Origin of the sequence: Streptomyces mesophilus, from assembly GCF_011044995.1 — a bacterium.
Taxonomy (GTDB): Bacteria; Actinomycetota; Actinomycetes; order Streptomycetales; family Streptomycetaceae; genus Streptomyces; species Streptomyces mesophilus.
Genome location: NZ_JAAKZW010000487.1, coordinates 1 through 808 on the forward strand (window position 1 = coordinate 1; position 808 = coordinate 808).

The 808-nt window shown below is 71.9% G+C and carries 1 protein-coding gene; it reads left to right on the top strand.

Annotated features, from left to right (window positions below):
- Positions 1-738, top strand: a 738-nt coding sequence (locus tag G6045_RS40715; protein WP_165337275.1) for a hypothetical protein, incomplete at its 5' end; no start/stop codon positions are given.
- Positions 739-808 lie beyond the last annotated feature (70 nt).

Consider the following 808-nt stretch of genomic DNA (forward strand, 5'->3'; position numbering starts at 1 on the left):
GACGATGACCGCGAGCAGCACGAGCAGACCGGTCCGCCGCCCGGCGGTGGTTACGGGCCTCCCGGCGAACCCCCAGACGGCGGAGGCCCCGGGCGGCGGACCGGTCTGCTCGTGCTGCTCGCGGTCATCGTCGCCGTGGGCGTCATCGCCGCTGTGTTCCTGGTGGCCACCGGCGACGGAAACGGAGGCGGCGACGGCGAGAACCCCGACCCGAGCGCCACAAAGAAGCCGACCCCGTCCCTGAGTATCCCGTCCGAACTGCCCACGGGTATCCCCACGGACCTGCCGACCGGACTGCCCACGGGCTTCCCCACGGACCTGCCGACCGGTCTGCCGACAGACATCCCGACCGCCCTGCCCACGGACTTCGCCTCACCGGCCGGCGACGAGACCCCGTACTTCCTGCTCGCGGCGGGGGACTGCTTCGACGTCGGCACCAGCGCGCAGGGGTACGCGGTACGGAAGTCCTGCACTTCCGCCCATGACGCGGAAGTGGTGAAGATCGCCGAGCTGGAAGGGACTTACGGCACCGAGCAGGCCATCCGCTCGGCCGCGTCGAAGCTCTGCCAAGGCCCCCTCGACACGAAGGCCGCCAAGCAGCCCGCGGGCACGGTGCGCGGCACGCTGGTGCAGTACCCGGACCCCACCGGTTTCCAGACCGGCATCGACAGCGTCGCCTGCAGCCTCTCCGGCGATACGAAGGCGGGCGGCCGCAAGCTCACCAAGCCGCTGAAGTAGGGCGGCGGACAGGGAAGTAGGGCGGGGACAGGGAAGACGGGCGGCGGCCAGGGGAGACGCCCCCCCACCC